Here is a 24,419-nt window from a genome sequence, read left to right on the forward strand (position 1 = left end):
GAATCTGTGACTCGGGAACGTTGGCGCTCATATGAGCGCATTAGAGCGCTTCGGGAGCGACCAATGCCACACACCGGCCCTGCGGACGAACCTGACAAGCGGACCTTGCGGCGGGAGAACCTGGCGGCGAGGAACAGGTTGACGGCGGATGACGTGCGGGAATCCGGCGAGGCGCTGGCCGCCCGGGCGCTCGGGATGCCGGAGGTCGCGCGGGCGCGCGCGGTGGCGGCGTACGTCTCCGTGGGCGCCGAGCCCGGCACCCTCGCGCTGCTCGACGCGCTGCGCGCGCGGGGTGTCCGCGTGCTCCTGCCCGCGCTGCTTGCGGACAACGACCTGGACTGGGGCGAGTACGCCGGAACCGGCTCCCTCGCGCGCGTGCGGCACGGCGGGCGGATGGACCTGTTCGAGCCCGCCGGCACCCGGCTCGGGCCGGACGCGGTCACGGAGGCCGACGTGGTGCTGCTGCCGGGGGTCGCGGTGGACGGCCGGGGCCTGCGGCTGGGCCGCGGCGGCGGCTCCTACGACCGGGTGCTCGCGCGCCTGGAGCGTTCGGGCGCGCGTCCCGCGCTGCTGGTGCTGCTGTACGACCGGGAGGTCGTCGCCCGCGTCCCCGCCGAGCCGCACGACCGGCCGGTGGACGCGGTGGTGACGCCCTCGGGGGTGCGCAGGTTCCGCTGACCGACCGCGAGATGGAGACGGCCCCCACGCGTGCGTGGGGGCCGTCTCCATGTCCTGTGTGCCGCCTACGGCTTGAGCACCAGGGTGTCGCTCGTGCTCTCGTCGACCGCCTTCTTGGTGAAGGCCCACGGCAGCAGTTCGCCGTCGGCCCACTTGTCCGTCTGGTCGGTGTAATGGGCGCTGTAGGCGTGCCCGGAGGCGCCGGTGAGGTTGATCCAGCGGGACTTGTCGAGGTCGCCGAGGTTGACCACCATTCGCATGGACGGCACCCACACCACCCCGTAGCCGCCGGCCGCGTTCCAGCCCGCGGCGTTGACCGCGGCCTCGCCGCCGCTGAGCTTCCACGGGCCGCGGTTGAGGGCGTACTTCACGAAGCCGGGGCCCTCGGTGCCCAGGGTCTGGTTGTTCAGGAACAGGCGGTGCAGCCGGCCCCAGTTCCAGGAGTCGATGTCCTTGCCGAGCTTGGCGGTCAGCTCCCAGCGGGCGTCGATCATGGCCCGCTTGAAGAGGTCGTCGCGGTTCCTCTCGGCGCCGTCGCGGGCGCCGGAGTCCGGCGTGGTCCACCAGTCGCTCTTCGGGTTCTGCATCTGGGTGCGGACCACCTCGAACCAGCGGTCGCCGCCGTCCGGCTGCGCCTGGTCGGCGTCCCGGCGGCCGCACTCGCGGACCTTGTCCACCTCGTCGGCGGGCCCGGTGGTGTTGACCGGGTCGACCCACAGGCACTGGCCCTTGACCCGCAGCTCCTTGGGCAGCTTGTTGCCGAAGGCGAGCTTGAGGACGTTGCGCCAGACGGCGTTGAAGTAGGCCGCGGCCGCCGAGTCGGCGTCCTGGGTGTAGTCCCAGCCCTCCAGCAGCTTCTGCGCCTCGCGGACGTCCTTGTCCTCCACGTCGATCTTCAGCAGCTGGGGCACGAGCAGCTTGGCCATCTCGCTGCTGTTGTCCAGCTGCATCTGGCGCATGTCGTCGGTGGAGATCTTGCCGCCGTCCTTGATCTTCTGCTCGATCAGGGAGGTGATGCGCTGGCTGCGGGTGCCGTAGCCCCAGTCCGTGGTCAGCGTGTACGGGTAGTCCTCGCCGACGACGGCCTGGTTGGCGGTCACGATGTAGCCGCGCTCCGGGTCGTACTCGTACGGCAGCTCGTCCTGGTCGATGTACTCGCCGGTCCAGCGGTACTTGGAGTTCCAGCCCGGCGCCGGGACGGAGCCGTCGTGGCCCTCGGCGCGCACCGGGATCTTGCCGGGGAGCGTGTAGCCGATGTGCTCGCTGTCCGCGTAGACGAGGTTCTGCGAGGGCACGTCGAAGAGGGTGGCGGCCTCGCGGAAGTCGCTCCAGTCCTTCGCCCTGTCGATCGCGAAGACGGCGTCCATGGTGTTGCCGGGGTCGAGCGCGGTCCAGCGCAGTGCCACGCCGTAGCCGTCGCCGCGGTCGGGGGCGGCGGTGTCGACGGTGGCTCTCTTGCCGGTCTGCACCAGCTCGCTGTCCCGGTCGGACAGGAGCGGTCCGTTGTTGGTCTCGCGCACGACGATGGTCTTGGACTCGCCGCCCGCGACCTTGATGGTCTCCCGCCGCGTCTCGAAGGGGACCACCTTGCCGTCGTACTGGTAGCCCTCGCCGGTGATCTTCTCCAGGTAGAGGTCGGTGACGTCGACGCCGGAGTTGGTCAGGCCCCAGGCGATCTGCTGGTTGTGGCCGATGACGACGCCGGGCATGCCCGCGAAGGTGTAGCCGGACACGTCGTACTGGCACTTCGCGGAGACGGTCCGGCAGTGCAGGCCCATCTGGTACCAGACGGAGGGCAGGGACGGCGAGAGGTGCGGGTCGTTGGCGAGCAGCGGCCGGCCGGTGATGGTGTGCTTGCCGGACACCACCCACGAGTTGGAGCCGATGCCGTTGCCGTTCACGCCGACGGCTGTGGGGACGTCGTCCAGGACGTCCTGGAGGCCGGACAGCTGGCCTTCGAGGGCGCTTCCGGTGCCCGTACCCGTGCCGGTGCCTGAACCGGTGCCCGTCCCTGTGCCTGTCCCGGTGCCGGTCCCCGTCCCCGTACCCGTCCCCGAGCCGGACGACGAGCCGTCGCCCCCGTCCGAGGCGCCGCCCCCGTCGAACGTCTTGGTCAGTTCGTCGTACTGACCCTCCTGGACGATCGCCTTGTTCCGGTCGTAGGGGTACGCCGGGTACAGGTCGGCGATCTGCTTGGGGCCGAGGCGGCTGGTCATCAGGGCGCGGTCGACCTCGTCCTGCATGTTGCCGCGCAGGTCCCAGGCCATCGCCTTGAGCCAGGCCACCGAGTCGACGGGGGTCCACTCCTGCGGCTTGTAGTCGTTGGTGAAGCCCAGGGCGGCGTACTCCAGGGAGATGTCCTTGCCGTCCTTGCCCTTCAGGTAGGCGTTGACGCCCTTGGAGTAGGCCTGGAGGTACTTCTTGGCGGAGTCCGACAGCTTCTCGTCGTACTCCTTCTTCGCCACCCGGTGCCAGCCCAGGGTGCGCAGGAACTCGTCGTTGTCGACCTGGCTCTTGCCGAACATCTCCGACAGGCGCCCGCCGGTCATGTGCCGGCGCACGTCCATCTCGTAGAACCGGTCCTGCGCCTGGACGTAGCCCTGCGCCATGAACAGGTCCTCGTCGCTGGACGCGTAGACCTGCGGAATGCCGTAGCCGTCGCGCTTGACGTCGACCGGGCCCGACAGGCCGTCCAGCGTGAGCGAGCCCTTGGTCTGCGGAAAGGACGCGCGGACGGTGCTGATGGACCAGTACGCCCCGAAGGCGAGGCCGCCTATGAGGGCCAGGACCAGCACGAGGACGAGCAGGCGGCCCTTGCGCCCCTTCTTCCTGCCGGACGTGCCGGGCTGCTGACCCGTGGAGGCGGTGGTGTTGGGGGGCATCGCTGTCCTTGCTGTCCTAACACGAGCGGCAGGGGCGGGCTGTGCTTCGTACTGAGCGCTGGAGCAACTGTAGGCGCAGGCCCGGCTCGCCCTTGACGCGGAGTCGGGTACCGCGGCGCACGGGCGTTCGATCTTGCCAAGCCGAGCGTCAAGAAAGCGTCAAGAGTTAGGTAAGGTAACGAAGTAGTTGTCCGCAGAGCACGGCGGCTTCGTGTGCCATGGGGAGTGCGCCTCGCGTGCCGAGCGGGCGCATACGCCCGCGTTGTGATTCCGTGCTGTGCGCCAGGGAAGGGAACGGCCGCTGACTGTCCACCACCTCAACCAGCTCCTGCTCGTCTGCTCGCTCGTCCTGCTCATCGCCGTGGCGGCGGTCCGGATCTCCTCGCGCAGCGGGCTCCCCAGCCTGCTCGTGTACCTGGCGATCGGCGTCGCCATGGGCCAGGACGGCATCGGCGACATCCAGTTCGACAACGCCGAACTGGTCCAGGTCATCGGGTACGCCGCCCTGGTCGTGATCCTGGCCGAGGGCGGGCTCGGCACGAAGTGGAAGGAGGCGAAACCGGCCCTTCCGGCCGCCTCCGCACTGGCGCTGGGCGGGGTCGCGGTCAGCGTCGGCGTGACGGCGGCGGGCGCGCACTACTTGACCGGGCTGGAGTGGCGGCAGGCGCTGATCGTCGGTGCGGTGGTGTCCTCCACGGACGCGGCCGCCGTCTTCTCCGTGCTGCGCAGGATCCCGCTGCCCTCGCGCATAGTGGGCACCCTGGAGGCCGAGTCGGGCTTCAACGACGCCCCGGTGGTCATCCTGGTGGTCGCCTTCTCCACGGCCGGCCCGATCGAGCACTGGTACGTGCTGCTCGGCGAGATCGCCCTGGAGCTGGCCATCGGCGCCGCCATCGGTCTCGCGGTGGGCTGGCTCGGGTCGTGGGGACTGCGGCACGTGGCGCTGCCCGCCTCGGGCCTCTACCCCATCGCCGTCCTCTCCATCGCCGTCGCGGCCTACGCCGCGGGCGCCATGGCGCACGGCAGCGGATTCCTCGCCGTCTACCTCGCCTCGATGGTGATGGGCAACGCCCGGCTGCCGCACTGGCCGGCCACCCGGGGCTTCGCCGACGGGCTCGGCTGGCTCGCCCAGATCGGCATGTTCGTGCTGCTCGGCCTGCTGGTCACCCCGCACGAGCTGGGCGACGACATCCTGCCCGCCCTGGTGATCGGGCTCGTGCTCACCATGGTGGCGCGTCCGCTGAGCGTCGTGCTGTGCCTGGTGCCCTTCCGGGTGCCCTGGCAGGAGCAGGCCCTGATGTCCTGGGCCGGGCTGCGCGGCGCGGTGCCCATCATCCTGGCGACGATCCCCATGGTGGAGGGCGTCGACGGCAGCCGCCGGATCTTCAACATCGTCTTCGTCCTGGTCGTCGTCTACACCCTCGTCCAGGGGCCGACGCTGCCGTGGCTCGCCCGCAAGCTGCGGCTGGGCAAGGGCGACGAGGCCGCCGACCTCGGCATCGAGTCGGCGCCCCTGGAGCGGCTGCGCGGGCATCTGCTGTCCGTGACGATCCCCGAGGGCTCGAAGATGCACGGCGTCGAGGTCAGCGAGCTGCGGCTGCCGCCCGGCTCCGCGGTCACCCTGGTGGTGCGCGACGGGACGTCGTTCGTGCCGCTGCCCACGACGGGGCTGCGGCGCGGGGACGAGCTTCTCGTGGTCGCCACGGATCCCGTGCGCGACGCGGCCGAGGCCCGGCTGCGCGCCGTCGGGCACGGCGGCAAGCTGGCCGGCTGGCTGGGCACCGGGGAAGGGGACGGACGTCACGGGTGACCTGGTGAGGGGTGCTCGCTTTCACACGGTTGCGCCCCTCTTGGTCCCTGTACGATGAGTGCGGCACCTGATCGAACCAACTCTGTCTGAAGCAGAGCTGGCGCGACCGTATGGCGGCCGGCACGCCCCCTCATCCGTACGGGCCCCGGCATCTACCGCAGTCCGCGCAAGAGGACAGCTCTCGGCGCTCCCGCACGGCGACAGCCGCGAGGCGGACCGCGCTACCAGGCGGCAGAAAGGCACGGGCCGTGGCATCCACGGTCACCCCGTCGAAGAAGTCGCCGGAGGCGGCGCCGCACACCGCGTCCTCCTCCGCCCGCCCCGGATACGGACAGCTGCTGCGCACCCGCGGCGCCTGGACGTTCCTGCTCCCCGGTTTCGCGGCGCGTCAGCCGTTCGCCATGCTGACGATCTCCATCGTGCTGCTCGTGCAGCACACCACCGGCTCCTACGGCGTCGCGGGCGCCGCGGCGGCCGTCACCGGCGTCTCCATGGCCGTGTTCGCCCCCTACGGCGGACGGCTCGCCGACCGCTACGGGCAGCGCGCCGTGCTGCTGCCCGGCGTGATCGTCCACGCGGCGTCCGGCCTGGCGCTGACCGCCCTCGCCCTCGCGGACGCCCCGCTGTGGGCGCTGTTCGCGGCGGCCGTCCCCGCCGGCGCCTCGGTGCCGCAGGTCGGGCCCATGGTGCGGGCCCGCTGGGGCGTCCGGCTCAAGGGCTCCCCCCTGATGAGCACGGCCGCCGCCTTCGAGTCCGTCACCGACGAGCTGACCTTCGTCCTCGGCCCGCTGCTGGCGACCGCGCTGTGCACCGGCATCGACCCGGCCGCGGGCCTGGTCACCGAGGCCGCGCTCACCCTGGTGGGCGGTCTGCTGTTCGCCGCGCAGAAGCGCACGCAGCCCGAGGTCGGCGGGGCCGACGGGGCGCACGCGCGCGGGGAGCACGTTTCCGCGCTGCGCGTCCCCGGGGTCCGCGTCCTGATCGTCGCCTTCCTGGGCATCGGGTCCGTCTTCGGCGGCATGCAGGTGTCGCTGGCCGCGTTCACCGAGTCGATCGGCGAGCCCGGACTGAACGGCGTCCTCTACGGCGTCTTCGCCGCCGGCAACATGCTCGCCGGCCTCGCCTGCGGCGCCATCGCCTGGAAGGCCGCCCCGCAGCGCCGCCTCCTGATCGGCTACGCCGCCCTCGCGCTGACTGCCTCCGGACTGTGGGCGGCGCAGTCGGTGCCGACGCTGGCCGGTCTCGGTCTGCTGGTCGGCATGTGCGTCGCGCCCGCCATCGTCACCGGGTACACCCTGGTCGAGGGGCTGGTCCCGGCCGGCGCCCGCACCGAGGCCTTCACCTGGCTGACCGGCGCCGTCGCGCTCGGCCAGGCCCTGGCGGTGACGGTCGCCGGACAGCTGGAGGACCGGTTCTGGGACGGCGCCGGATTCCTGGTGCCGATGGGCGGCACGGTGCTCGCCCTCGCGGTGCTGGTGGCGCTGCGTTCCCGGCTGGCGGCGCGGCCCCGCGGGCGTACGGTCGCACGTGGCGTCGGTCACCGCGAGCCCGTCGCAGTGGACTGATCCCGAGGAATACGTCACTATGGACCGTCGTTAGCACTCATCGAGTGAGAGTGCCAGGAGGAAGACAGTGCCGACGTACCAGTACCAGTGCACCGAGTGCGGCGAGGGCCTCGAGGCGGTGCAGAAGTTCACCGACGACGCCCTGACCGAGTGCCCGAACTGCCAGGGCCGCCTGAAGAAGGTGTTCTCGGCGGTCGGCATCGTCTTCAAGGGTTCCGGCTTCTACCGCAACGACAGCCGCGGCAGCTCGTCGAGCAGCTCGCCGGCGTCGTCGAAGTCCGGTGCCTCGTCCTCCGCCTCGTCGTCCTCGGACTCGGGTTCGTCGTCCTCCGGGTCGTCGTCCTCCGGCTCGGGTTCGTCCTCGGGCTCCGGCAGCTCCTCCTCCAGCACCACCGCCGCCTAGGACTCCCGCGAGCCCTCCGCAAGGTTCTTACGAGACCCTGTCGTCGTCCGACGACGGGGTCCTCGGCGTTTCACCGGCCGGTTAGGGTGCGGGCATGGCGAACAAGGTGAATGCCGAGATCGGCGTGATCGGCGGCTCCGGTTTCTACTCGTTCCTCGACGACGTGACCGAGGTCGAGGTGGACACCCCGTACGGGCCGCCCAGCGACTCGCTCTTCGTCGGCGAGGTGGCCGGCCGGCGGGTCGCCTTCCTCCCCCGGCACGGTCGCGGCCACCATCTGCCGCCGCACCGGATCAACTACCGGGCCAACCTGTGGGCGCTGCGCTCGGCCGGCGTGCGCCAGGTCCTCGGCCCGTGCGCGGTCGGCGGCCTGCGCCCCGAGTACGGTCCGGGCACGCTGCTGGTGCCGGACCAGTTCGTCGACCGGACCAACTCGCGCCCGTCGACGTACTTCGACGGACTGCCGCTCGCCGACGGCACGGTGCCCAACGTGGTGCACGTGTCGCTGGCCGACCCGTACTGCCCCACCGGGCGGACCGCCGCGCTGAAGGCGGCGCGGGGGCGGGACTGGGAGCCCGTGGACGGCGGCACCCTGGTCGTGGTCGAGGGGCCGCGCTTCGGCACCCGGGCGGAGTCCCTGTGGCACCGGGCGCAGGGCTGGTCGGTGGTGGGCATGACGGGCCACCCGGAGGCGGCCCTCGCCCGTGAACTGGAGCTCTGCTACACCTCGCTGACCCTGGTCACCGACCTCGACGCCGGCGCCGAGAGCGGCGAGGGCGTCTCGCACGAGGAGGTGCTGCGGGTGTTCGCGGCCAACGTGGACCGCCTGCGGGGCGTGCTGTTCGACGCGGTGGCCGCGCTGCCGGCGACGGAGGGGCGGGACTGCCCGTGCGGGGCGGCGCTGGGCGGGATGGATCCGGGGATCGCGCTGCCGTAGGGGCTGCGACCGGGGGCGAAGGCGGTCCCGCCGGACGGGCCGCGTGTGCGGGGGGCAGCGGGGCGTTTCCCGACGGGCGGACGAGTTTCAGCGGACGAGTGCTCGGCGGAGGAGTGTTCAGCGGGCCTGCGCTGGGGGCGGAACGCCCGGTTCGGGTGGCGGAGTTGTCCACAAGCGGCCGGTCGTCCACGGGCCTCGGCGCGGCCCGGCGGAAGGCCTCATCGTGGGAGCGCAAGCCGGTCCCTCGTCGCAGGTGGTGGTCACCGTGTCCCGTTCCGTCCTTCCCTCCCCCGGCCCGTTCCCGCTCGGCGCCGACGCCCCGCCCACCGGCGAGGTGCCGCACTTCGCACCGGTGCGGGTCCGCGGCGGACGGCTCCGGCCGCACCGTCTCGTGCGCCACCGGCGCCGCGCGGTGGCCGCCGGGCTGGCCGTCACCGCGGCCGCGCTGGTGGCCGCCGGACCACGACAGGGGGACGGCCGGGCGGACACCGGCCCTGCGGATTTCGGCCGCGCTCGCGGACATCCGGCGGCCGAGCCCGTCCGCGAGCGGGCCGGCCCGCGGCTCGTGGCGGCGCCGGTGCGGATCGCCGACGCGGAGTCGGTACGGCTGCTGGGCCCCGGTGACCGCGTCGACGTGGTCGCGACCGGGGGCTCCGGGCGGGCCTCCGTGGTCGCGCGCGGGGTGCGGGTGACGGAGGTGCCGGACCCCGGGGAGGGGGCGGCGGACGGGGCGCTGGTCGTGGTCTCGGTGCCGCGCGGCACCGCCCACCGGCTGGTCGGCGCGGGTACCACGGGGCGGTTGGCGGTGACCCTGTGGTGAGGCCGTCAAGTCGCTCGTTCGTGGGACCTGATTGGACAGGACGGCCCAACGCTGACGTAGGTTGCGGAGCGCTCCATTCCTACATCTGTTCAAGCGAGGAGAACGTCCACCGTGAGCGAGAAGAGCGAGCCGAGCGTCTGGCAGGGCTTCAAGGCCTTCCTGATGCGCGGGAACGTCATCGACCTGGCGGTGGCGGTCGTCATCGGCGCCGCCTTCACCAACATCGTGAACTCGGTGGTGAAGGGGGTCATCAATCCGCTGATCGGGGCGTTCGGCACGCAGAGCCTGGACAGCTACAGCTCCTGCCTGAAAGGCCCGTGCACCGGGACCGGCGACACCGCGACGGGCGTGCGCATCCTGTGGGGCTCGGTGCTGGGCGCCACCCTCACGTTCCTGATCACCGCTGCCGTCGTCTACTTCCTCATGGTCCTGCCCATGGCGAAGTACCTGGCCCGGATGGAGGCCCGCCGGAAGGCGAAGGAGAGCGCCGTGGAGATCATCGAGGTCACCGAGCTGGAGGTGCTCAAGGAGATCCGGGACGAGCTGGTCGCCCAGCGCGGTGCCGGGCCCGACAGGCCCTAGCCGAGGCTGCCGGGGGCCTCGGGGATCACGCGTGGCGCGGGGGCCTCGGGGATCACAGGTGGTGCGGGGGCTTCTCGTCGAGGAAGCGCTTCAGGTCGGCCGCGCCGTCGCCCTGGGGGCGCTCGCCCCAGCCGTGGTCCGTGTCGTCCGAGGTCTGCTGGTCCAGCGGGTCGTCGAAGACCAGCGCCGGCCTGGGCGCGCGCGGCTCGGGTTCGGGGGCGGTACTCATGGGTCCAGGGTACGGCCCCTCTCCGCAAGCAGACCGGCGTCCTCTCTGCTGTGCTGGGAGCCATGACGTCAAGCCCCCATCCCGCGGGCGAGGCCTCGGGCCCGCCCGGCGCCCGTCCGCCGGTCCGCCCCCTGAAGGCCAGAGGCCGGCACGAGCGGCACCGCGCCGCCACACCGCTGGAGCTCCTCTTCGACCTGTGCTTCGTCGTCGCCATCGCCCAGGCGGGCGTGCAGCTGGTGCACTCGGTCGCCGAGGACCATGCGGGCCAGGGCGTGCTCGACTACGCGATGATCTTCTTCGCCATCTGGTGGGCGTGGATGAACTTCACGTGGTTCGCCTCGGCCTACGACAACGACGACGTGCTCTACCGGATCGTCACCCTGGTGCAGATGGCCGGCGTGCTGGTGCTGGCGGCGGGCATCTCCCGGGCGTTCGAGGACCACGACTACGCGGCCGTCGTGATCGGCTACGTGATCATGCGGGTGGCCATGTCGGTGCAGTGGCTCAGGGCGGCGCGGACGTCCGGCGCGGCGGAGCGGGCCATGGCGCTGAGATACGCCGGGGGCGTGCTGGTCTGCCAGATCGGCTGGCTGGGGCTGCTGGTCCTGCCGGAGGGCGGCCGGGGATGGCTGTATCTGGCGATGGTGGTGCTGGAGCTGTGCGTGCCGCTGTTCGCCGAACGCCGGCACATGTCGTCCTGGCATCCGCACCATATCTCCGAGCGGTACGGGCTGCTCACGATCATCGTCCTCGGCGAGACCATCGCGGCGGCCACGGTGGCGGTGAAGTCCGGCATCGAGGAGAACGACGCGCTGGGCGAGGTGCTGCCGATCGCGGCGGGCGGGCTGCTCATCGTCTTCGCCGCGTGGTGGATCTACTTCGTGGTGCCCGTCCACAGCCATCTGCGGACCAGCAGGCAGTCGTTCGTCTGGGGGTACGGCCACTACCTGGTGTTCGCCTCGGCGGCGGCGATCGGCGCGGGGCTGGAGGTCGCGGTGGAGCAGGCCGTGGGCGCGGCGCACATCTCGACGCTCGCGGCGTCCGCGGCGGTGACCCTGCCGACGGCGCTGTTCCTGCTCACGGTGTGGGCGCTGCACGCACGGCACTTCAAGGTGGGCATCGCCGAGCAGCTGGTGCTGCCGACGGCGGCGCTGCTGGTGATCTGCTGCACCTTCCTCGGCGACATGGCGGTGCTGGTCGCCGGAGTCGTTCTGGCGCTGTCCGTGGCGGCCGGGGTGGCGCTGACCGCCCGCCGCACCGGGCACCCGCGGGGCGCGGCACCCACCGCGGCCTGACCGGCCGGTCCGGGCCGTGCTGGGCTGGGCCGGACTGGGGAGGCGTGGACGAGACTGGCGGCATGACAGTTGACGCATTGACGGACGTCGCCGGGCTGCTGGTGGGGCACGCGACGCGGCGCGGCGGCGGATGGCTCACGGGGACGACGGTGGTGCTCGCGCCGGAGGACGGGGCGGTGGCGGCCGTGGACGTGCGCGGCGGGGGCCCCGGCACCAAGGAGACCGACGCGCTCGACCCGAGGAACCTGGTGCAGCGGGTGCAGGCGGTGGTGCTGACCGGCGGCAGCGCGTACGGGCTCGACGCGGCGTCGGGGGTGATGGCCTGGCTGGAGGAGCGGGGGCGCGGGGTGCGGGTGGGGCCGGACCCCTCCCACGTGGTGCCGGTGGTGCCCGCGGCCTGCGTCTTCGACCTGGGGCGCGGCGGTGACTTCCGGGCCAGGCCGGACGCCGGCACCGGGCGGGCGGCCGTGGAGGCGGCGTGGGCGGGCGCGGACTCCCCCGGTGCCGGGGTGGCGCAGGGATGTGTCGGGGCGGGTACGGGGGCGGTGGTCGGCACGCTGAAGGGCGGGATCGGCACCGCGAGCACCCTGCTGGGCTCGGGCGTCACGGTGGCGGCGCTGGTGGTGGCCAACGCGGCGGGCTCGGTGACGGACCCGGAGACGGGGGCGCTGTACGGGGAGTTGTCCGGCGGCGGGCGGGTGGCGTATCCGGCGGCGGAGGTCCACGAGGCGGCGCGGCTGCGGCTGGCGGAGGTCGCGGCGAGGAACGCGCCGCCGCCGTTGAACACGACGCTCGCCGTGGTCGCCACCGACGCGGCCCTGTCGAAGGCGCAGGCGCAGAAGCTGGCCGGCACCTCGCACGACGGCATCGCGCGCGCCGTCCGGCCCGTGCACCTGCTCAGCGACGGGGACACGGTGTTCGCCCTGGCGACGGGCGCGCGTCCGCTCGCCGAGGGGGATCCGCTGGCGCTGAACGAGGTGCTGGCGGCGGGCGCGGACGTGGTGACGCGGGCCATCGTCCGCGCGGTGCGGGCGGCCGAGTCCACGGAGGGGCCGGGCGGGGCGTGGCCGTCGTACGAGGAGCTGTACGGCGGTTGACGGCAAACGGCCGGACAGACAGGAGAAGTTGTGGTGGATGTCGTTCGACCGGCTCTTGAGCAGCGGATTTTGACGGAACGTGGGGAGCGGCGGGAACTTTTCGCGCCGCCCGGGGGTTTTTCGTGCGTACGTTTTCTCGGTTCCCGGACATGATGTCCGACCGAGGGGCTACGGTATGCACCCACAAGGTGACATGCAGCAACGCCGGGAGAAACCTTGAGCGTTCCGTACGAGACGGCACCGTACGAACCACCCGAGTCGCCCGAGTCTCCGGAGGAGCACCTCATGCGGCTGCTGGGTCGCGCCCTGAACTCGTTCGAACTGCCCGACGACACCATACGCCGGCTGGACTGCGCGCTGGCGCACGACGGTTCGCTGCACTCCGCGCACCACAGTGCGGGCCTGCACCGCGAGACGTACCGGCACACCTGGCTGCTCGCCGACGGTTCGGCGCTCACGCTCTGGGAGCTGGTGCACAACACCGTCCCGGGCGGCGAGCCGCAGCACGAGGTGTACCTGGACGAGGAGGAGTTGCGGACCTCGACCTCCCGGCTGGCCCTGCCACCGGAGACGCCGGACTTCGCGCTGCCGGTGCAGGTGCACCTCTCCCCCGCCCCGGCCCCGCGCCACACCTACGTCTCCGACGCCTCGGCGGACCACGCCCGCCGGCTGCTGCGCCGCGCGGAGAACGCGGACCGGCCGGGAGCCGAGCTGGCCGCGCTGCTGGCGACGGCGACCGCGCACCAGATCATCCAGGCCTTCGGCGGCCCCGGCCGCACCGGGCGCGCGCGGGTCGGTTTCTCGCTCTACGAACACGCGTTCCTGCTCCGGGACGGGGCGGAGGTCTCCGTCTGGGAGGTCGAGCACACGGCCACGCCCGACGGGCGGCACATGTGCGAGGTGTACGACGCTGAGGACGCGGCCCGCCGCGCGATGGAACGGCGGGCCGCACAGGTCTCCTCCTGAGCGCGGGCCACGGGCCACGGGCCCGGTAAGGCCGGATCACGCGCGGCCGGCGGCGGGAGCGTCCCGCCGTGTGCTCTCCTGCCGTACGGGTCCTACGCGGAGACCGGTTGCTTCGCCCCCGGTGTCCGCGTCGACGGATCGGCGTCGCCCGGATCCCGAGTCACCGAATCCCGCGCCTGCTTGCGCAGCCCCTTGAGGACGATCACCAGGGCGGTGGTGACGCAGACGCCGGCCGCGACGGCGACGAGGTAGAGCAGCGGGTTGCCGATCAGCGGGACCACGAAGATGCCGCCGTGCGGGGCGCGCAGGGTGGCGTCGAAGGCCATCGACAGGGCGCCGGTGACCGCGCCGCCCACCATGGAGGACGGGATCACCCGCAGCGGGTCGGCGGCGGCGAACGGGATCGCGCCCTCGGAGATGAAGGAGGCGCCGAGCACCCAGGCGGCCTTGCCGTTCTCGCGCTCGGCGGCGTTGAAGAGCCGGGCGCGCACGGTGGTGGCCAGGGCCATCGCCAGCGGCGGGACCATGCCGGCCGCCATCACCGCCGCCATGATCTTCATCGCCGAGTCGCTCGGGTCCGAGACCGCGATGCCGGCGGTGGCGAAGGTGTAGGCGACCTTGTTGACCGGGCCGCCGAGGTCGAAGCACATCATCAGGCCGACGAGGGCGCCGAGCAGGACCGCGTTGGCGCCGGAGAGGCCGTCGAGCCAGTCCGTCATCGCCTCCTGCGCCGAGGCGATGGGTTTGCCGATCACCACGAACATCAGGAATCCGACGACCGCCGCCGAGATCAGCGGGATCACCACCACCGGCATGATGCCGCGCAACGCCTTGGGTATGCGCACTCGTTGGACGGCGAGCACCACCGCGCCCGAGATCAGGCCGGCCGCCAGACCGCCGAGGAAGCCGGCGTTGACGGTCAGCGCGATCGAGCCGCCGACGAAGCCGGGGACCAGGCCCGGGCGGTCGGCCATGCCGTAGGCGATGTAGCCGGCCAGCACCGGGACGAGGAAGGCGAAGGCCACGCCGCCGATCTGGAAGAACAGGGCCGCCCAGCTGTCCGCCTGGGCCCACGCGAAGTGGTCCGTGACGGACGGCGCCTTGTCGATCTCGTAGCCGCCGATCGCGAAGCCCAGGGCGATCAGCAGACCGCCTGCCGCGACGAACGGCACCATGTAACTGACGCCGGACATCAGCCACTTGCGGAGCTTGGTCCCGTATCCCTCGCCGGGCTCGCCACCGCGCTCGACGGGCGTCGCGGCGGCCGTGCCGGCGGAACCGGCCGCACCGCCCGCCGTCGCCTCGCCGCGGGCCGCCTTGGCGCGGACCTCGCCGATCAGCTCGCCGGGCCGGTTGACCGCCGCCTTCACGCCGGTGTCGACGGTGGGCTTGCCGGCGAAGCGGTCCTTCTCGCGCACCGGCACGTCGTGGGCGAGGATCACGCCGTCCGCGGCCGCGATCACCTCTGGGTCCAGCCGCTCGAACCCGGCCGAGCCCTGGGTCTCGACGACGATCTCGACGCCTGCCTCCCGGGCCGCGTTCTCCAGTGACTCGGCGGCCATGTAGGTGTGCGCGATGCCGGTGGGGCAGGAGGTGACGGCGACGATCCGGAAGGGGGGTTCGGGGGCCGCCGACGGCTGCGGCTCGCCGGTGGCGGGGGCCGTGGCGGCCACGGCGGAGGCCGCCGCCGGGGCCGCCACGGAATCCTCGCCGTCCGCGGACGCCCGCTCCGCGGAGTCCTCGTCGCCCGCCGCCGGCTCCTCGCCGCGGATCAGCGCTGCCGCCCGGGCCGGGTCGGCCACCGCGCGCAGGGCGTCCGTGAACTCGGCGTTCATCAGCTGCCGGGCCAGGGAGGAGAGGATCGTCAGGTGGGCGTCGTCGGCGCCCGCCGGCGCGGCGATCAGGAAGACCAGGTCGGCCGGGCCGTCCGCCGCCCCGAAGTCGATGCCCCGCCCGCTGCGGCCGAAGGCGAGGGTGGGTGCGGTGACGTGCTCGCTGCGGCAGTGCGGGATGCCGATGCCGCCGTCGAGGCCGGTCGGCAGCTGCGCCTCGCGGGCGGCCACGTCGGCGAGGAAGCCCTCCAGGTCCGTGACCCGGCCCCGGGCCGCCATCCGCTCGGCGAGGGCGCGCGCCGCCGCTTCCTTGGTGTCGGCGGACAGGTCGAGGTCGACCAGGTCCGCGCCGGTCATGTCGCTCATCGCGGGCTCCTTAGCTCGCGTATCGCCCGGAACACGGGGCGAGGGGCGGGGGCGGGGAGGGGGAGTGGGAGGGGCGTCGAGGTACTCACGTGCGCGGCGGAGGCGGTGCGGTGCGCGCACCCGGCGCGGCCGCCCTCGTGGGCATGGGCGGGGGTCACGGCGCCGGCTCCCGCAGTGCGCGGTCCGCCGGCACCTGCGCCGTGACCGTCACGGCGGACGGTTCGAGGTCGTCCGGCGCCGGCATCACGCTGCCGGGCAGCCGGACGGCGGCGGCGCCGTGCGCGACGGCGGAGGCGAGGGCGCCGGGCCCCGCGCCGCCGGCGGCCAGGAAGCCGGCGAGGGAGGCGTCGCCGGCGCCCACGTTGCTGCGGACGGCGTCCACGCGGGCCTCGCCGAACCACGTGCCCTCGCCGGTGACGAGGATCTGCCCGTCGGCGCCGAGGCTGGCGAGCACGGCACGGGCGCCCAGCTCCCGCAGCTCCTCGGCGGCCTTGACGGCGTCGCCGACGGTGGCGAGGGGGCGTCCGACGGCCCCGGCGAGTTCCCCGGCGTTCGGCTTGACCACGTCGGGGCGCTCGCGCAGGGCCCGCAGGAGGGCCGGGCCCGAGGTGTCGAGGGCGATGCGGGCTCCGGCGGCGTGTGCGCGGGCGGTCAGTTCGGCGTACCAGGAAGGGGCGAGTCCGCGGGGCAGGCTGCCGCAGCAGGCTATCCAGTCGGCGCCGGGCGACTGGCTCCGTACGGTCTCCAGGAGCAGTTCCCGTTCGGCGGCCGAGAGTTCGGGGCCCGGCGCGTTGATCTTCGTCAGGACGCCGTCGGCCTCGGCGAGCGCGATGTTGGAGCGGGTGGCCCCGGCGATCGGGACCGGCGCGACCTCGATGCCCTGGGCGGCCAGCAGGTCGGCGACCAGCGCTCCCGGGGCGCCGCCGAGCGGCAGCACCGCCACGGTGCGCCGGCCGGCCGCCGCCACCGCCCGCGACACGTTCACGCCCTTGCCGCCCGGGTCCACGCGCTCGCCCGTGGCGCGGACGACCTCGCCGCGGTCGAGCGCGGGCACCTCGTAGGTGCGGTCCAGGGACGGGTTGGGAGTGACGGTGACGATCACGCGCGTACCACTTCCGTGCCGGCGCGCTCGATGGCGGCCGCGTCCTCGGGGCTCAGCCCGCTGTCGGTGATCAGCACGTCGACGTCGTCCAGGGCGCCGAAGCGGGCGAAGTGCTCCTGGCCGTACTTGGACGAGTCGGCGACCAGCACCACGCGGCGGGCGGCGGCCACGGCGGCCCGCTTGACGGCGGCCTCGGCGAGGTCGGGGGTGGTCAGTCCGTGCTCGGCGGAGAAGCCGTTGGCCGCGACCACGGCGACGTCGGCGCGGATCTCGCCGTACGCCCGCAGCGCCCAGGCGTCCACGGCGGCGCGGGTGCGGTGCCGGACCCGGCCGCCGACCAGGTGGAGCTGGATGCCGGGGTGGTCGGCGAGGCGGGCGGCGATGGGCAGGCTGTGGGTGACGACGGTCAGCGAGGACTCTGCCGGGATCGCCGCCGCCGTCCGGGCGACCGTCGAGCCGGCGTCGAGGATCAGCGTGCCCTCGGTCGGCAGTTCGGCCCGGGCCGCCCTGGCGATGCGGTCCTTCTCGTCGGCGGCGGTGGACTCGCGCTCGGCGAGGTCCGGCTCGAAGTCGAGGCGCCCGGCGGGGATCGCGCCCCCGTGCACCCGGCGCAGCAGTCCGGCGCGGTCGAGGGCCTTGAGGTCGCGGCGGATGGTCTCCGCCGTCACCTGGAACTCCTCGGCCAGCGACACCACGTCCACGCGGCCACCGTCCCGGGCGAGCCGGAGGATCTCCTGCTGCCGCTCGGGTGCGTACATGACCGTTCACCTCCGAACCGTGCCCGAACCTGTGGTTTCCCGGGGAGGCTACGCCCGGTTTTCCGGGTTGTAAACCGGTGAATACAGATACTCGGGCACAGTCAGGCACGAACGGACATGCGTGGCTCAGGTGAGCGCGGGCTCCTTGTCCGCCGCCTCCGCCGCCGGCTCCTCCCCGGCCGCGGCGCCCTCCACGTGCTGCGCGGGCCGCCTGGGCAGCGCGAACATCAGCAGGAAGATGACGGCCAGCACCGCGGCCACCCAGCCCAGCGCGTTGCGGAAGGCGTCCGCGTAGGCCGGGCCGACACCGGCGGGGTCGAGGTGGTCGCCCATCGCGCCGAAGAAGACCACCGACACCAGGCCGAGGCCGAGGGCGTTGCCCATCTGCTGCACGGTGTTGATGAGTCCGGAGGCCGCCCCGGCGTGCTCGCGCGGCACCTGGGACAGCACCGCGTCGGTCAGCGGAGCCACGATCAGCCCCATGCCCACGCCCATCACGGCCAGCGGCAGCGCCATCTGCCAGGACGCGATGCCGAGTCCGTAGTGCCCGGACTCCCAGATGTAGAGCAGCACGCCGGCCGCCATCACCAGCGCGCCCGCCTGGAGCACCTTGCGCCCGAAGCGCGGGACCAGCACCTGCACCGACACCCCGGCCGCCACGGAGACGGCGATGGAGAACGGTACGCCGGTCAGCCCGGCCCGCAGCGGGGTCCAGCCGAGGCCGACCTGCATGTAGAGCGTCCACACCAGGAAGAAGATGCCGAGCGCGACGCCGAAGACGGTCTGCACGGCGATTCCGGCCGCGAAGCTCTTCACCCGGAACAGCGACAGCTCGACCAGGGGCGAGCCGTCCCGCGCGCTCTTGCGCCGCTCGTACGCCACCAGCACCGCGAGGACCACCAGCGAGCCGGCCATCGAGGCGTACCCCCACAGCGGCCAGCCCAGCTCCTCGCCCCGGGTGAGCGGGTACACCAGCATCAGCATGCCGAGCGTGACCAGGGCGACCCCGACCAGGTCCAGCCGCAGTGCGCGCGGCGCCCTGGACTCCGTGATGAAGCGGCTGCCGAGGACGAGTCCGGCGATGCCGACCGGAAGGTTGATGAGGAAGATGGGGCGCCATTCGAGGCCGAAGAGGTTCCACTCGGTGAGCAGGGCACCCAGCAGCGGGCCGGAGACGGCGCCCAGGCCGACGATCGCGCCGAACAGCCCGAAGACCTTGCCGCGTTCGTGGGCCGGGAAGGTGGCGTGCACGATCGACAGCACCTGCGGCACCATCAGCGCCGCCATGGCGCCCTGCAGGATCCGGGCGGCGACCAGCATCTCCGGTCCCGCCGCGAGACCGCACAGCGCGGACGCCAGGGTGAAGCCGCCGATGCCGACCAGGAAGACCCGTTTGCGGCCGTGGATGTCGCCGAGCCGGCCGCCGGTGATCAGGCCGGCGGCGAAGGCGAGGGCGTAGCCGGCCGTTATCCACTGGATCTGGCTGACGGAGGCGCCCTCGTCGGCCTGGATCGACGGGATCGCGATGTTGACGATGGTGACGTCGACGAGGTCCATGAAGGCCGCGGTCATCACGATCGCGAGGGCGAACCAGCGGCGTCGGTCGCCGGCGCCGTTCGGGGCGGGTGAGGCGGACGGGACGGGTGGCGTGCCCGGGGTCTGCGTGGAGGTCATGGAAGGAAGTTAGGCGCGCAGTAGGACGGATCACGTCCTAGATGTGCGGCATTCTCGGTGCCATGACGACGGACACTCCGGCCCGGCTGCTGACGCTCCTCTCCCTCCTCCAGACGCCCCGCGAATGGCCCGGCGGCGAGCTGGCCGACCGGCTCGGGGTCTCCCGCCGCACGGTCCGGCGCGACATCGACCGGCTGCGCGAACTGGGCTACCCCGTGCAGGCCACCATGGGAGCCGACGGCGGCTACCGGCTGGTGGCCGGCAAGGCGATGCCGCCGCTCGTGCTCGACGACGAGGAGGCGGTGGCCATCGCGGTCGGACTGCGCGCCGGTGCGGGGCACGCGGTCGAGGGCCTGGACGAGGCGTCGGTCAGGGCGCTGGCCAAGCTGGAGCAGGTGCTGCCGTCCCGGCTGCGGCACCGGGTGACCACACTCCAGGCCGCGACCACGCCGATGACCACCGGGGACGGGCCGAGCATCGCCACCGGCACACTGACCGTGATGGCCTCGACGGTGGCCGGGCACGAGCGCCTGCGGTTCGCCTACCGGGCCGGGGACGGCACCGAGTCGCGGCGCGTGACGGAGCCGTACCGGCTGGTGTCGACGGGACGCCGCTGGTACCTGATCGCCTATGACCTCGACCGCGAGGACTGGCGGACCTTCCGGGTCGACCGGGTGAGCGAGCCCTTCGCGACCGGCGCGCGCTTCACGCCGCGCGAGCTGCCGACCGGCGACGCGGCCGAGTACCTGCGGCGCTCGATGCAGCGGCGCAACGACTCCTACGACGTCGACGTTCTCTTCCTCGACGCACCCGAGGTGGTCGCGGCACGGCTGCCGCAGTGGATCGGGACGCCGGAGGCGGCGGAGGGGGGCGCGTCGTGCGTGCTGCGGGCGACGGTGTCCGACGCGCCCGAGTGGATGGCGGTGCGGCTGGCCATGACGGGCCTGGAGTTCCGGGTCCGGCAGCCGGCGGAACTGGTGGACCGGGTGCGGGAGTTGGGCGCGAGGCTGGGCCGGGCGGCCCCGCCGGACACGGCGTGAGCCGGGGGACGGCGTGAGCCGGGGGACGACGTGAGCCGGGGACGGCACCGGGTGGCCCCGCTCCGGATCGGCGCCCCCACCAGGGCCACCCCTCGGGCGGGATCCCAGGCAGCCGGGCGGCTCATCCCCCGGTGGGCTCCCCGTCCTCCCACGTGAAGTCGCGCAGGGCCTCCAGGTTGCGCAGGGCCTGGTCCAGGGGGCTGCGGGTGGTCTCTCCGGAGGCCGCCCAGTCCTCCGCCGCGACGCGTACGGCCGCGCCCGCCACCGCCGCCGCGAAGTGCAGCCGGGGCGAGGCCGCGAGGCGTACGGCAACGTTGTCGTCGCCGCCGGACATCCGCGCGGCCAGCACCTCCACGAGACCGCGTTCCGTGCCGAGGCAGACCTCCGCCCACACCTTGCGCAGCGCCGGGCTGCTGGCCGCCAGGCGGATGAGGATGCGGGCCCACTCCCAGGACGCCGCGGAGACCCCGGCGCCCGGCGTCAGGGTGTGCCGGACGGCGTGTTCCAGCGCCTCGGGCGGGGACAGTTCGGCCGGGGCGTCGCGGACCGTCCGCACCCAGCGCTCGGCGCCGAGGGCGTAGAGCGGGGCGACGGCCTCCTCCTTGGCCGCGAAGTAGCGGTAGAAGGTGCGCGGGGCGATGCCGGCGGCGCGGGCGATGTCCTCGGCCCTGGTGGCTCTGAGGCCCTGGCCGACGAAGAGGCGGGCCGCCGCGCGGGCGATCTCCATACGGGTCTCGGCCTTGCGCCGTTCGGTCAGGGAGACCGGTCCCGACCCGGGGTCGGGGGATGCGGGGATGGTGCTGCTCACTTCGGCAGGCTATGCCGCTGTGGCAGAATCTGCCATTCGGCGGGCCACCCCGGGGTTCAGGTTCGGGGTGTCCCGCCGGTCCGTCCGGCCCGCGCACGCCGCGCGGAGCCCGGCGGACCGGAGAGAGCCGGGCCCGGCGCCCCGGGGGGAGGGGCGCCGGGCCCGGCTCGGGAAAGTCCCGGCACCGGGGGGAGTGCGTCGGGACGTGGTCCATGAGGGACGGCGGTCCGGTGGGGCCGGGCCCCTACCGGCGGGCCCGGAGTTCTTTTTCCCGGGCCCCCGCGGGTTGAAGCAGCGTTGTACGGCCATGTTTGCGCGGGGTTCGGCCACCGGCGTGCGCCCCATCCGCCACGTCACGCCCCCGCGTCACACGGCGGCCGCGCGGAACTCCCGGCCGCCGTCCGCACCGGCCCTACGCCGCGGCCTCGAACCCGGTGGAACGAGCCAGCTTCTTCAGTTCGAGCAGTGCGTGCTTCTCGATCTGCCGGATGCGCTCGCGGGTGAGTCCGTGCTCCTTGCCGACCTCGGTCAGCGTGCGCTCGCGGCCGTCGTCGATGCCGTACCGCATCTTGATGATGGAGGCGGTGCGCGGGTCGAGGCGGCCGATGAGGTCGTCCAGCTCCTCGCTGCGCAGCAGGGTCAGCACCGACTGCTCGGGCGACACGGCGGAGGTGTCCTCCAGCAGGTCGCCGAACTGGGTCTCGCCCTCGTCGTCCACCGACATGTTCAGCGAGACCGGGTCGCGGGCCCAGTCGAGCACGTCGGTCACGCGCTCCGGGGTCGAGCCCAGCTCGGCCGCGATCTCGGCGGGCTCCGGCTCGCGGCCGTGCTCGCGGTTGAACTCGCGCTGCACGCGGCGGATCCGGCCCAGCTCCTCCACCAGGTGGACGGGCAGCCGGATGGTGCGCGACTGGTCGGCGATGGACCGGGTGATGGCCTGCCGGATCCACCAGGTCGCGTAGGTCGAGAACTTGAAGCCCTTGCGGTAGTCGAACTTCTCCACCGCGCGGACCAGGCCGGCGTTGCCCTCCTGGATCAGGTCGAGCAGCGGGAGGCCGCTGCGCGGGTAGCGGCGGGCCACCGCGACGACCAGGCGGAGGTTGGAGCGGATGAAGACGTCCTTCGCCCGCTCGCTCTCGTCGATCAGGGCCTGGAGTTCCTCACGGGTGGCATCCGCCCCGGTCTCCTCGTAGCCTTCGAGGACCTGCCGCGCGAACACACCGGCCTCGATGGTCTGGGACAGCTCGACCTCCTTGGCGGCGTCGAGCAGCGGTGTACGCGCGATCTCGTCGAGGTACATGCCGACCAGATCGCGGTCGGCGAGCTCTCCGCCGTTGGCGCGGACGCTGGTTGCCGCGCCGGAGGTCTCGCCGGTGGCGGACTTACGACGGGCGACGGCACGGGTTGCCATGCGTGCTCCCTTGCGATGGTGGTTCAGCGGGTGGTCCGGTGGACGCCGGTCACTGTGGGGGACTCTCCTCGGGTGCCCTGCATCCGATGGAAACAACGACTGGAATCCGGACAGAATTCCCAACCCGCCCCTCGATTTTTCTGATCATGCAGTACCCTGTGCCGCCACAGGAGGTGGCGCGATGCCGACAGGGCGTACGGACGTCCAGGTCAGACCGGGGATCGAGGACGACCTCCAGGCGCTCACCGACCTCTACAACCACTACGTCCGTGAGACGCCCATCACGTTCGACACCGAGCCCTTCACCGCGCGGGAGCGCCGCGCGTGGCTGCTCTCCCACCCTGAAGACGGCCCCCACCGGCTGAGGGTTGCCACGGACGCGCGGTCGCGGGAGATTCTGGGGTACGCCACCTCCAGCCCGTTCCGCGCGAAGCCCGCCTACGGGACGTCGGTGGAGACCACCGTCTACGTCGCCCCGGGCGCCGGCGGCCGGGGCATCGGCACGCTGCTCTACACGTCCCTCTTCGAGGCCCTGGCCGGCGAGGACCTGCACCGCGCCTACGCCGGCGTCGCGCAGCCCAACGAGGCCTCGGCCCGGCTGCACGCGCGCCTGGGCTTCCGGCACGTGGGCATGTACCGCGAGGTGGGCCGGAAGTTCGGCCGCTACTGGGACGTGGCCTGGTACGAGAAGCCGCTGTAGCGGCCGCCGCGGATCCGCCCGGCGGGCCTCAGCCGAACTGCACCGACCGCTTGGCCAGCCCCATCCAGAAGCCGTCGATCACCGAGCGCCGCAGGTCCAGTTCACCGGCGGCGTCCGCGGCCCCCATGGTCACGAACAGCGGGGCGAAGTGCTCGGTGCGGGGGTGGGCGAGCCGCCCCGCCGGGGACTTGCGGGTGAAGTCGAGCAGGCCGTCCACGTCGCCGTCCTCCAGCGCACGCCGGCCCCAGTCGTCGAACTCCGCCGACCAGGAGGGGATGCCGCCCTGGCGCAGCGCGGCCAGATTGTGGGTGAAGAAGCCGGAGCCGATGATCAGCACACCCTCGTCGCGCAGCGGCGCCAGCCTGCGGCCCAGCTCCATCAGGCGCTCCGGTTCGAGGGTCGGCATGGAGACCTGGAGGACCGGGACGTCGGCGTCCGGGTACATCTCGACGAGCGGCACGTAGGCGCCGTGGTCGAGGCCGCGGTCGGGGACGTCCTGGACGGGGGTGCCGGGGGCGCGCAGCAGCTTGCGTACGGCGTCGGCGAGCGCGGGGGCGCCCGGGGCCTCGTAGCGCACCCGGTAGTAGTGCTCGGGGAAGCCCCAGAAGTCGTACACCAGGGGCACGGTCGTGGTGGCGCCGAGGGCGAGCGGGGACTCCTCCCAGTGGGCGGAGACGACGAGGATCGCCTTGGGGCGGGGCAGGCCGGCGGCCCAGGCGGCGAGTTCGCCGGGCCAGACGGGGTCGTCGGCGAGCGGCGGGGCGCCGTGGCTGAGGTAGAGGGCGGGCATGCGCTCCTGTGCGACGGCGGTCATGGCTGCTGCTCCCATACTCCGGATGCCGGGACTCAGTTACTTGAACTCTCAATCTCTACGGGTGAATCTACGCCGCATTTGTTTAAGTTTCAAGGAGTGGTTCCGTAGAGTGGGGTCCATGAACGACGACCCCCGCTGGCTCTCCGACCAGGAGCAGCTCGTCTGGCGCTCCTACATCGAGGCCGCCACCCTCCTGGAGGACCACCTCGACCGGCAGCTCCAGCGCGACGCGGGCATGCCGCACGTCTACTACGGCTTGCTGGTCAAGCTGGCCGAGTCGCCGCGGCGGCGGCTGCGGATGACCGAGCTGGCCCGGTACGCCAAGATCACCCGGTCCCGGCTCTCGCACGCGGTCGCGCGGCTGGAGAAGAACGGCTGGGTCCGCCGCGAGGACTGCCCCTCGGACAAGCGCGGCCAGTTCGCCATCCTCACCGACGAGGGGTACGCGGTGCTGAGCCGGACCGCTCCGGGCCACGTGGACGCCGTGCGCCAGGCCGTCTTCGACCGGCTCACCCCGGAACAGCAGAAGTCCCTCGGCGAGATCATGCGGATCGTCGCCGAGGGACTCCAGCCGAGCGAAGCGGGTGCGGACCTGCCCTGGCTGCGCTGAACGCGCGGCCGGGGCAGGTCCTGGGAGCCGTGTGCGGAGG

The 24,419-nt window shown here is 73.0% G+C and carries 22 protein-coding genes; 13 read left to right on the forward strand and 9 right to left on the reverse strand.

Annotated features, from left to right (window positions below; translation table 11 throughout):
- The first annotated feature begins 63 nt into the window (after nucleotides 1-63).
- Nucleotides 64-678, forward strand: coding sequence for a 5-formyltetrahydrofolate cyclo-ligase (locus IE108_RS17065; RefSeq protein WP_064728360.1), 615 nt, complete (start codon nucleotides 64-66; stop codon nucleotides 676-678).
- A 65-nt stretch (nucleotides 679-743) separates the two neighbouring features.
- Here the strand turns inward: IE108_RS17065 and IE108_RS17070 are convergent, their stop codons facing one another.
- Nucleotides 744-3,560, reverse strand: a complete 2,817-nt coding sequence (locus tag IE108_RS17070) for a penicillin acylase family protein (RefSeq protein ID WP_064728361.1) — start codon at nucleotides 3,558-3,560, stop codon at nucleotides 744-746.
- Between the two features lie 277 nt (nucleotides 3,561-3,837).
- Between IE108_RS17070 and IE108_RS17075 the strand changes: the two genes are divergently transcribed.
- The 6 genes from IE108_RS17075 (at nucleotide 3,838) to mscL (ending at nucleotide 9,677) form a co-directional block, all read left to right on the forward strand.
- Nucleotides 3,838-5,370, forward strand: coding sequence for a potassium/proton antiporter (locus tag IE108_RS17075; protein ID WP_064728362.1), 1,533 nt, complete (start codon nucleotides 3,838-3,840; stop codon nucleotides 5,368-5,370).
- Between the two features lie 248 nt (nucleotides 5,371-5,618).
- Nucleotides 5,619-6,935, forward strand: coding sequence for an MFS transporter (locus IE108_RS17080; RefSeq protein WP_064728363.1), 1,317 nt, complete (start codon nucleotides 5,619-5,621; stop codon nucleotides 6,933-6,935).
- A 67-nt stretch (nucleotides 6,936-7,002) separates the two neighbouring features.
- Nucleotides 7,003-7,338, forward strand: a complete 336-nt coding sequence (locus tag IE108_RS17085) for an FmdB family zinc ribbon protein (RefSeq protein ID WP_079163539.1) — start codon at nucleotides 7,003-7,005, stop codon at nucleotides 7,336-7,338.
- Between the two features lie 94 nt (nucleotides 7,339-7,432).
- Nucleotides 7,433-8,275 carry an S-methyl-5'-thioadenosine phosphorylase gene (locus IE108_RS17090; RefSeq protein WP_064728364.1) on the forward strand — a complete coding sequence of 281 codons (843 nt, stop codon included), beginning with the start codon at nucleotides 7,433-7,435 and terminating at the stop codon, nucleotides 8,273-8,275.
- Nucleotides 8,276-8,609: 334 nt separating this feature from the next.
- The gene (locus IE108_RS17095) at nucleotides 8,610-9,095 is read left to right on the forward strand and encodes a hypothetical protein (protein ID WP_064731803.1); all 486 of its coding nucleotides are present in this window, start codon (nucleotides 8,610-8,612) and stop codon (nucleotides 9,093-9,095) included.
- Nucleotides 9,096-9,206: 111 nt separating this feature from the next.
- A complete protein-coding gene (gene mscL / locus IE108_RS17100; protein WP_064728365.1) occupies nucleotides 9,207-9,677 on the forward strand; it encodes a large conductance mechanosensitive channel protein MscL in 471 nt (156 codons plus the stop codon).
- 52 nt (nucleotides 9,678-9,729) lie between these two features.
- On the opposite strand, the gene IE108_RS17105 is transcribed toward mscL, so the two are convergent.
- On the reverse strand, nucleotides 9,730-9,906 hold the full coding sequence (locus tag IE108_RS17105; RefSeq protein ID WP_107420187.1) for a hypothetical protein: 177 nt from the start codon (nucleotides 9,904-9,906) through the stop codon (nucleotides 9,730-9,732).
- Between the two features lie 62 nt (nucleotides 9,907-9,968).
- Here IE108_RS17105 and IE108_RS17110 point away from each other — a divergent pair, with 62 nt between their 5' ends.
- From IE108_RS17110 to IE108_RS17120, 3 genes are all read left to right on the forward strand, one after another.
- Entirely contained in the window at nucleotides 9,969-11,201 is a 1,233-nt protein-coding gene (locus tag IE108_RS17110; RefSeq protein ID WP_064728366.1) for a low temperature requirement protein A, read from the forward strand.
- Between the two features lie 62 nt (nucleotides 11,202-11,263).
- A complete protein-coding gene (locus tag IE108_RS17115) occupies nucleotides 11,264-12,298 on the forward strand; it encodes a P1 family peptidase (RefSeq protein WP_064728368.1) in 1,035 nt (344 codons plus the stop codon).
- A gap of 216 nt (nucleotides 12,299-12,514) precedes the next feature.
- Nucleotides 12,515-13,264 carry a DUF6227 family protein gene (locus IE108_RS17120; RefSeq protein WP_064728370.1) on the forward strand — a complete coding sequence of 250 codons (750 nt, stop codon included), beginning with the start codon at nucleotides 12,515-12,517 and terminating at the stop codon, nucleotides 13,262-13,264.
- Nucleotides 13,265-13,356: 92 nt separating this feature from the next.
- Here the strand turns inward: IE108_RS17120 and IE108_RS17125 are convergent, their stop codons facing one another.
- The 4 genes from IE108_RS17125 to IE108_RS17140 form a co-directional block, all read right to left on the reverse strand.
- On the reverse strand, nucleotides 13,357-15,462 hold the full coding sequence (locus tag IE108_RS17125) for a PTS fructose transporter subunit IIABC (protein ID WP_064728371.1): 2,106 nt from the start codon (nucleotides 15,460-15,462) through the stop codon (nucleotides 13,357-13,359).
- A gap of 154 nt (nucleotides 15,463-15,616) precedes the next feature.
- The gene (pfkB, locus tag IE108_RS17130) at nucleotides 15,617-16,564 is read right to left on the reverse strand and encodes a 1-phosphofructokinase (protein WP_064728373.1); all 948 of its coding nucleotides are present in this window, start codon (nucleotides 16,562-16,564) and stop codon (nucleotides 15,617-15,619) included.
- Complete coding sequence (locus IE108_RS17135; protein ID WP_189397684.1) at nucleotides 16,561-17,322, reverse strand: DeoR/GlpR family DNA-binding transcription regulator; 762 nt, start codon at nucleotides 17,320-17,322, stop codon at nucleotides 16,561-16,563. The genes pfkB and IE108_RS17135 overlap by 4 nt, the downstream gene beginning before the upstream one ends.
- 126 nt (nucleotides 17,323-17,448) lie before the next feature.
- Nucleotides 17,449-18,996, reverse strand: coding sequence for an MFS transporter (locus tag IE108_RS17140; RefSeq protein ID WP_064728377.1), 1,548 nt, complete (start codon nucleotides 18,994-18,996; stop codon nucleotides 17,449-17,451).
- A 62-nt stretch (nucleotides 18,997-19,058) separates the two neighbouring features.
- On the opposite strand from IE108_RS17140, the gene IE108_RS17145 reads away from it, so the two are divergent.
- Entirely contained in the window at nucleotides 19,059-20,036 is a 978-nt protein-coding gene (locus IE108_RS17145; protein WP_064731804.1) for a helix-turn-helix transcriptional regulator, read from the forward strand.
- A 121-nt stretch (nucleotides 20,037-20,157) separates the two neighbouring features.
- Here the strand turns inward: IE108_RS17145 and IE108_RS17150 are convergent, their stop codons facing one another.
- Entirely contained in the window at nucleotides 20,158-20,844 is a 687-nt protein-coding gene (locus tag IE108_RS17150) for a TetR/AcrR family transcriptional regulator (protein ID WP_064728379.1), read from the reverse strand.
- Nucleotides 20,845-21,256: 412 nt separating this feature from the next.
- Nucleotides 21,257-22,255: a sigma-70 family RNA polymerase sigma factor gene (locus tag IE108_RS17155; RefSeq protein ID WP_031044499.1), complete on the reverse strand. Its 999-nt coding sequence runs from the start codon at nucleotides 22,253-22,255 to the stop codon at nucleotides 21,257-21,259.
- A gap of 181 nt (nucleotides 22,256-22,436) precedes the next feature.
- Here IE108_RS17155 and IE108_RS17160 point away from each other — a divergent pair, with 181 nt between their 5' ends.
- Nucleotides 22,437-22,955, forward strand: a complete 519-nt coding sequence (locus IE108_RS17160) for a GNAT family N-acetyltransferase (protein ID WP_064728381.1) — start codon at nucleotides 22,437-22,439, stop codon at nucleotides 22,953-22,955.
- A gap of 28 nt (nucleotides 22,956-22,983) precedes the next feature.
- On the opposite strand, the gene IE108_RS17165 is transcribed toward IE108_RS17160, so the two are convergent.
- Nucleotides 22,984-23,769 carry a dioxygenase family protein gene (locus IE108_RS17165; RefSeq protein WP_226486512.1) on the reverse strand — a complete coding sequence of 262 codons (786 nt, stop codon included), beginning with the start codon at nucleotides 23,767-23,769 and terminating at the stop codon, nucleotides 22,984-22,986.
- 118 nt (nucleotides 23,770-23,887) lie between these two features.
- Here IE108_RS17165 and IE108_RS17170 point away from each other — a divergent pair, with 118 nt between their 5' ends.
- Nucleotides 23,888-24,379 carry a MarR family winged helix-turn-helix transcriptional regulator gene (locus IE108_RS17170; RefSeq protein WP_064728383.1) on the forward strand — a complete coding sequence of 164 codons (492 nt, stop codon included), beginning with the start codon at nucleotides 23,888-23,890 and terminating at the stop codon, nucleotides 24,377-24,379.
- Nucleotides 24,380-24,419: the final 40 nt, after the last annotated feature.

Origin of the sequence: Streptomyces parvulus (genome assembly GCF_014648855.1) — a bacterium.
GTDB lineage: Bacteria > Actinomycetota > Actinomycetes > Streptomycetales > Streptomycetaceae > Streptomyces > Streptomyces parvulus.